Origin of the sequence: Guyparkeria sp. SB14A, from assembly GCF_005096345.1 — a bacterium.
Lineage (GTDB): Bacteria > Pseudomonadota > Gammaproteobacteria > Halothiobacillales > Halothiobacillaceae > Guyparkeria > Guyparkeria hydrothermalis.
Genome location: NZ_SWAW01000048.1, coordinates 1 through 7,276, shown reverse-complemented (window position 1 = coordinate 7,276; position 7,276 = coordinate 1). Strand labels below are relative to the sequence as shown.

Below are 7,276 nucleotides of genomic sequence, written 5' to 3'. Positions count from 1 at the left end.
GGTCTTGCCAAGATCGATGCCGAGCGTTGCAATGGACATAGGTCTGTTCCTCCTCTGTTGCTGAATGGGTTTGTTCCTCCAAACAGCGTAATAGGGTGGGAGCAGGCCATTCCATTAAAAAAGGCCGCCCCCTCGGGGTCGGCCCGGCCTGCCTCATCCAGTAGGGGAAAGCGCCAACTCTCGGGCGCTATCAGGCAGGCACCGTCACCTTACTCGCCGGTATCCGGTGTGTGGTAGGCGAGGATGTAATTCGGCTCACCCATACGCTCGATCAGTTCGAGCTGACGCTTGAGCCAGTCGGCATGCCCTTCCTCATCCATCAGGATCTCCTCGAAGATGTGGACCGTACCCACGTCGCCCTCGTCGCGCGCCTCGATCGCGGCCTTGCCGTAGAACTGGATCGAGGCCAGCTCCTCTTTCAGATCGGCCTTGAACATGTCACCCAGCGAGTTCGAGCGCTTGGCCGACTTCGCCTCGGTCACCACCGGGTCGCCGTCCAGGAACAGGATCCGGTCGATGAACTGGCTGGCATGGCCCAATTCTTCCTGGACCTCGCCGTGCATCTTCTTCGACAGCCGATCCAGACCCCAGTCCTCGAGCACGTGGGCGTGCAGCATGTACTGATGCACCGCCGTGAGCTCCATTGAGAGTGCCTGCTGGAGATTGTCGAGCGTCTTCTGACCTTTCTTCGCCTTGGCTGCACACATGGGTGGTAGCCCTCCGTGAATTGAGTGGAAACCTCATCCGGCGTCTTGCGCGCCGGGCCTGTGCCTAGGGAAACTCTGCACGAATGCCATGCCACTCTGGCTCGGCGAGTCGTTCGTGATCAAGGCGCGATGTCGCCGGCGTGCCGGTGGCCACGTCAAGACATCGCAACGCGGATCACGGGCGACTCGCCAAGCCCCGCAGGGCGCGCCTTGAGCCGGGCATCTGCTGCGTTGTCGTCCTTGGAAAGAGAACAACCCTTCCGCGGCGGACGAGCGCCTTGCATCTGCCCGGCTCAAGGCGCGCAGAGCGGCATGGCATTCGTGCAGAGTTTCCCTAACCTTAGACGTCTGCAGCGATTTTGCCAGCCGACACCGCAACGAGCCGCGCCCGCGGGTCCTGGCCATAGAAACGCGACAGGTGCGCGTAGAGGCCGGCCTCGGCCTGCCACAGTTCCTCGGGCAGCCGGAAGAAATACTCGCTGAGCACGGCAAAGAACTCGGCGGGGTTGGTGGCCGCGTAGGGGTCGATCACCGGCTCATGCCCGGCCTCGACCTCGCGGTTGAGCCGGTCGAAGGCCGCCTGGAAGTCCTGCGTCCAGCGGGCGCGGTCGTGCCCCTTGCCCAACGGCGGGAAGCCGTTCTCCGCGCCATTGGCCCCGTCGATGAAGTGCGCCACCTCGTGGATCACCACGCTCATGGCCAAGTCGGGGTCGCGGCCGGCCTCGATATCGGCCCAGGAGAGCACCAGCGTGCCGTGCGACCAGGCCTCCCCGGCGCGCAGGTCGCGCACCTCGTGGACCACGCCGCTCTCGTCGACTTCCTCGTGGTCGACCTCGAAGGCATCCGGGTAGACGATCACCGATCGGATCGCGTCCAGCCACGTCAGTCCCAGCTCGAGGACCGGCAGGCAGGCGAGTGCCGCGATGCGCAGCTGCATCGCGTCCGTGAGCTCGAATGCCCCGCCGGCGTAGAACGGTCGACCGCCAAGGAATTGCGCGGCCAGCGATCGCAACCGGTCGCGCTCGTCGGTCGACAGCATCGCCAGCTCGGGTTGGTCGTCGCAGACACGCCGCCACGCCGCGGGCGGGATCTCGATCTCGCCGGCTTGCGCGCCGAACAGGCGGGCCAGCCATTGCCCCGGTGACCACCAGGGCCTCCGCCCGGACCTCAACTCGGGGCCTCGTCGGTCGACAGGCACATCTGCTCCCGGGTTTCGGGAAGAAAGTGCACCAGGCCCTCGAGCACGCCGGCGGCGTAATTGCCGTTCATGCCGAACAGTCCGCCCTGCGCCAGATAGAGCGTGTCCTCCAGCGCGCCGGCACGCACCAGTTCCCGGGCACGCGCCTTGACCGCCAGGTCGGCGTTGGCGACCAGCACACCGTTGATGTGGCTGCCCAGGGCATGCAGGTCGTTGCCCGAGTCCCCGGCGAACATCGCGCGGTGCTCGTCGAAGGCGAGATGGTGGATCAGGAATTCGATCGCGTGGAGCTTGCTGGCGCTGGTCGGCAGCACGTCGAGCAGCAACACGTCGGCCGCCTCGTCCAGCGACCAGACCAGTCGGGCATCCACGCCATTGCGCCACAGGCGGCCGTGCAGCTCGGCGTCGAGCACCTCCTGGTTCGCCTGCCGGTCGACGTAGTAGCTCGCCTTGAACGCCCCCTGCTTGGCCGCTTCTTGCGGGCGAATGGCGGAGATGTCGGCGAACATGTCGGTGACGTCGTCGTGGGTCAGCCCGTTCCAGTCCGGGGCGATCTGGTCGGTCCAGGCCGGCCAGTGGATCCAGTCGCCATCACCGTGGCCCGCCTGCGAGCGCGGCGCGTAGATGGTGGTGCCGACGTCGCCGATGATGTAGTCCGGCTGCGGCAGGGACCACTCGTCGACGCCGTCGAGCACCAGCTGCAGGTCCCGTCCCGAGACGAACACCAGTTGCACCGCCGGGTGGGCGCAGAAGCGGGCCAGCCGCGGACGCGCATCGGGGGATTCCTCCGCCCGACCGTTGGGGATCAGGGTGCGATCGAGGTCGCAGCACAGCAGGACGGGGGCAAGTTCGCTCATGATGCCACCCCGTCATTCGGCGACTCCGCGGGCAGGGCGCAGGCGCCGAAGAAATCGTAGTGCTCGATGGCCTCGAGCACGCCGCCCGGCCCTTGGGCCCGGGTGAAGATCACCCGGTCGAGATCGGTCAGGCCGGGCAGCTCCTGCGCCCCGTCGGCGGTGACCACCGCGCCGAGCGGGTTGCCGCGCAGCATGTCCTCGTCGGTGGCCACCCCGCCGGCGACCAGCAGATGATCGAGAGCGATGCCCCACTGGGTGGCGAAGTAGCGCAGCGCGAAGCCCTTGGAGGCACGCACCGGCATGGCGAGCAGCTCGTTGCGCGACAGGCGCACCAGGTTGGCGTGGATGTCGAGCTGGTGCAGCTGGTTCTCCAGCGCCTCGAAACCCGGAAAGGCATCGGTGTCGGCGATGAAGGCATGCACGGCGTGCACCCCCTGCACGGCGCGCGAACGCAGCTCCACGCCGGGCGTCTGGGCCAGCAGGTTGTAGACGCGATCCGGCTGCCAGGCGTAGCCGATGTGACGACTCCAGCCCTCGTCGCGCGACAGGCGCGGGCCATAGTGGATCTGCGTGCCGCCACGGGTGATCAGCACGTCGGGCGTGGGCACGCCCAGTTCCTTGAGCGCGGCGAGCACCTCGCGGCGCGGCCGGTCGGAGACCACCGCGAAACCCGCCTGGCGGCGATGGGCGCGCAGGGTCTCGACCAGCCGACGGCGCATCGCCGCATCGGTGGAATCGCCCAGGGCGGCCAGCTCGACCACCAGCGCCCGATCGACCTGGGTGAGCACGTGGTCCGGCAGGCTCGGACGCACGGCACGGGCCTCGCCCTCGAACAGGCCGGCCACGCGCTCGAGGTAGCTTTCGACGTGGGCATCCCAGGAATAGCACTCGCGCACGCGACGAATGCCGTTTTCCGAGTAGCGTCGCCAGCGCTCGCGATCGCCCAGCAACGCGGCGATCCGCTCGCCGATGCCCTCGGCATCCAGCGGATCGATCAGCTCGCCGTTCTCGCAGGCGGCGATGATGTCGCGCGGACCGCCATCCTCGGTCGCCAGGATGGGCGCACCGGCGGCGGCCGCCTCGATCAGCGTCAGGCCGAACGGCTCGGTCAGCGCCGGGTTGATGAACACCCCGCCGCTGCGGGTCACCAGCCGGTAGAGGTCGGGCACGTCGTCGGACTGGTGGTGGCGCGGGTAGGCGGCCACGCCATAGAGATCGTGGTAGTCGATCAGCAACAGGATATCGGTGAGCACCTTGCGCGGCCCGGCATCCATGTCGCGGATGTCGTCGCGGTTGCCGGCGATGACCACGAGGTTCGCCTGCTGGCGCAGTTCGGGGTGGGCGCCGAAGGCCTCGATCAGGGTGGCGATGTTCTTGCGCTCGTCGGGGCGCGACAGCGCCAGCACCATCGGCCGTTCGGGCTCGCGCAGGAACCGCTTGAGCTCGTCGCAGATGGGCGGGGCGAACTGCTCGGGCGGCGGCGTGAACCGCTCGAGGTTCACGCCCGGCGGGATCACCGTCATCTTCTCCGGGTCGGCCCAGTCGTAGAGTCCGTACTGCTCCTCGATCTCCTGGCCGGTGCTGACCACCACCAGGTCCGCGGCGAGCAGCACCTCTTCCTCGGCGCGAATGCGGGTGGACATGGCGTAGGTCGACTCGATGGTCGCGCTGCTCTCGCCGCGCGCCAGCAGCCGGCGACGCTTGACGCGTCCCAGCGAGTGGCCGGTATGCGCCAGCGGCACCCCGAGGTGATGGGCCAGGCGCACGCCGACGTAGCCGGCATCGGCGTAATGGCTGTGGATCAGCGCCGGCGTGACGCCCAGTTGGTCGATATGCGCCAGCGCCCCGTCGACGAAGCAGTTGAGGTAGTCCCACAGCCGTTCCTTGGGCAGGTATTCCTCCGGGCCGGCGTCGATGCGGATGATGTGGGCGTTGTCGCCCAGGTCTTCCTCGGGCTGGGCGTAGTCGGCGTCCACGCGCGGATCGACCACCCGGCGCGTGAACAAGTCGACCCGCGCGACCTCCGGGCGCCGGGCCAGCGCGCGGGCCAGTTCGACCACGTAGAGGGTCTGCCCGCCGGTGTCGGCATCACGCCCCAGTTCGAGGTTCTCGCCGCGGATCAGCCCGTGCACGCTGACCAGGCAGATATACAGTCCGTCTCGACCTCCCGTTTTCGTCATGGCGTCAGTCGTCTCCCTGTTCTCGTTGTGCCGACCCGCCGCGTCCGTTGCCGGGGGCACTGTCTTCGTCCTCGGTCAGCGCCAGCTCCACCAGACGACCGGGGTCGGCCAGCAGGTGGCGCGCCAGCAGCAGGCCGGTGGCACTCCAGACCTGGTGCAGGTTGGCCCGCCGGCCGATCAACCGACCGTGCCGACCGTCGTAGTATTCGGGCCAGTTGTCGGCCATCAGGCGGCGCTCGGCGACACGGAAGGCACGCTCGCCCAGGTCCTGGCGGTCGGCCACCAGGGCAGCGGCCACCATCGGCCAGACCAGTACCGGCCAGTTGCCGCCGTTGTGGTACGACCAGGGCACGTTCTTGGGGTCCGAGCCGGTCATCAGCCGCCACTCGGCACCGCGCACCGGCGGGTACACCAGCTTGACCGGCATCTGCCCGACGAGGTCGTCCCAGCGCTCGGTCACGGTGTGCATCAACAGGCCGCCCTGCTCGGCGGTCGCCAGCCCCGTGGTCGTCGCCAGGAAATTGCCCTGCGAGAAAAAACGGAAATCGATCCGCCCCGGGCCGAGGTTGCCGACGAAGTAACCGCCGTCGTCGGGCAGCCAGTCGGCGACCCACTCGGGGATCGACTCGGGGTAGATATTGAAGACGTTGTCGACGTCGTGACCGAACTTCTCGGTGGAGAAGCGATGCACCTCGTTGAGCACGTCGAGGTCCAGCCAGTAGTAGCGGCGCACGTAGTCGCGCAGCACGCCCCGACGACGCCGGGCCAGGTCGATCAGCCAGTGGCTGCCCTCGTCGATGGTCAGCAGGTCGGCCGCGCGCAGGGTCATGTCGAACAACGCCTGGATCTCGAGCGGATGGCCGTTGACGCCCATGCGCCGGTCGATCATGAACGAGCCGTCGGGCACCAGCAGCGTGGGGAAGACCTCGAAGCGGCTCTGCAGGCACAGGCTCAGGATCATGCGCAGCCCACGCTGGACCTCGGGGGTGTGGGCGAACGCCGTGTCGCCGGTGAAGCGCACGTAGGCGCGCAGCAGCACCGCCCACCACATCATCGAGTCCACCGGCGCGACGCGGCCGATCGCCCGGTCGCCGAAGTCGGCCGAGAGCTGCTCGCTGCCGTCGTCGAGGGTGACCACGCGGAACGAGGCCGGCAGCACGCCCGGAGCGACCTGCTGGCCCTCGAGCTCTTCCTGCTGACCGCGCATGCGCAGGATCATGGCGAGGAACTCGCGCACGACGTCCGAGCGCCCCTCCAGCAGCATCAGGAACGCCGCCGAGACGAAGTCGCGCACAAAGCAGTCGCGGTAGTTCTCCGCCGGGGCACGCGGGTCGAGGCTGGCCATGGTGCCGACCGGGTGGCCCTGGTAGCGGATCACCGCGTCGTCGAGCAGGCGGTACGCATCGGCCAGCACCGCCGACTCGTCGGCAAACCGGGGTTGGGCGAAGCAGTGACGCGAGGCATGCAGCGGCTCGGTGGCACGACTCGATGACGGACGCTCGTTCATCCGGGGTCCTTCGGTGCGATCACGATGGAATGATCCGCGGGCGCGGCGAGCGCCCGGGCAGCAATCAAAAACTTAGCACAGGCCGGCCCGGGGCGTGGTCCGGTCCGGCGCTGGCCGTCGTTGCCCGTCGCGGACGCGTAAGGGAGGGGGGCACAAATCCGATAGCGCTCGGCATGCCTGGATCACGAGCGGCTCGACAGGCCAGAGTGGCAGCGGATTTGTGCAGACCTTCCTTAACGCAACGCGGCGAGATCGGCGGGGCAATCCACGTCGCGCACGACGCCGGGGTGCGCACAGTCGATCAACTGGCCCTCGCGGGCAGGGAAACCGCGTTCGGCCAGGTGATCGAGCCAGCCGCCCGGGCAGGCGACCGGGTGGCCGGGCTGCGAGTCGTGCACGGGGCGCACCGGGCGTCCGGCCGAACGCATGTGCTCGACCAGGTGTCGTACCTGGTCGATTGGCACCATCGGCATGTCACCGAGAAAGAACAGCACCCCGTCGGGACGCTCGTCGGCCAGCCGGTCGATCGCGCAGCGCCGACTGGCGGCCAGCCCCTCGCCGGCACGCGGACAGATCACCGCCTCGGCCGGCAGGCGGGCCAGCAGCCGGTCGAGCCGCGGGTCGGGCATCTCGACCACCACCAGCACCCGCTCGCAGACCGCCCGGGCCGCGGCCAGGGCATGGGCGAGCAACGGCTCGCCGCGCCAGCTCGGCCCAGCGCTTGTCCGAGCCGAAGCGCTCGGCCGCCCGGCCGCCAGCACCACGCCGACCAGATCGGGCGGGACGGCTGCCGCGTCAACGGGCATCGAGCAGGGCATCCGTGCCCA

The 7,276-nt window shown here is 68.7% G+C and carries 6 protein-coding genes; all 6 read right to left on the bottom strand.

Going from position 1 to position 7,276, the window contains the following annotated elements; translation table 11 throughout:
• Positions 1 to 209: 209 nt before the first annotated feature.
• Positions 210 to 707 (bottom strand): bacterioferritin, encoded by a 498-nt coding sequence (locus tag FAZ79_RS10895; protein WP_136867993.1) that lies wholly within the window; start codon positions 705 to 707, stop codon positions 210 to 212.
• A gap of 340 nt (positions 708 to 1,047) precedes the next feature.
• On the bottom strand, positions 1,048 to 1,878 hold the full coding sequence (locus tag FAZ79_RS10890) for a M90 family metallopeptidase (protein ID WP_169303688.1): 831 nt from the start codon (positions 1,876 to 1,878) through the stop codon (positions 1,048 to 1,050).
• Positions 1,875 to 2,762 (bottom strand): HAD-IIB family hydrolase, encoded by an 888-nt coding sequence (locus FAZ79_RS10885; RefSeq protein WP_136867991.1) that lies wholly within the window; start codon positions 2,760 to 2,762, stop codon positions 1,875 to 1,877. Before FAZ79_RS10885 ends, FAZ79_RS10890 begins: the two co-directional genes overlap by 4 nt.
• Positions 2,759 to 4,942 (bottom strand): HAD family hydrolase, encoded by a 2,184-nt coding sequence (locus tag FAZ79_RS10880; protein ID WP_136867990.1) that lies wholly within the window; start codon positions 4,940 to 4,942, stop codon positions 2,759 to 2,761. The genes FAZ79_RS10885 and FAZ79_RS10880 overlap by 4 nt, the downstream gene beginning before the upstream one ends.
• Before the next feature lie 4 nt (positions 4,943 to 4,946).
• Positions 4,947 to 6,449: a glycoside hydrolase 100 family protein gene (locus FAZ79_RS10875; protein ID WP_136867989.1), complete on the bottom strand. Its 1,503-nt coding sequence runs from the start codon at positions 6,447 to 6,449 to the stop codon at positions 4,947 to 4,949.
• Between the two features lie 233 nt (positions 6,450 to 6,682).
• On the bottom strand, positions 6,683 to 7,276 hold a 594-nt coding region (locus FAZ79_RS10870; protein WP_136867988.1), incomplete at its 5' end, for an NTP transferase domain-containing protein.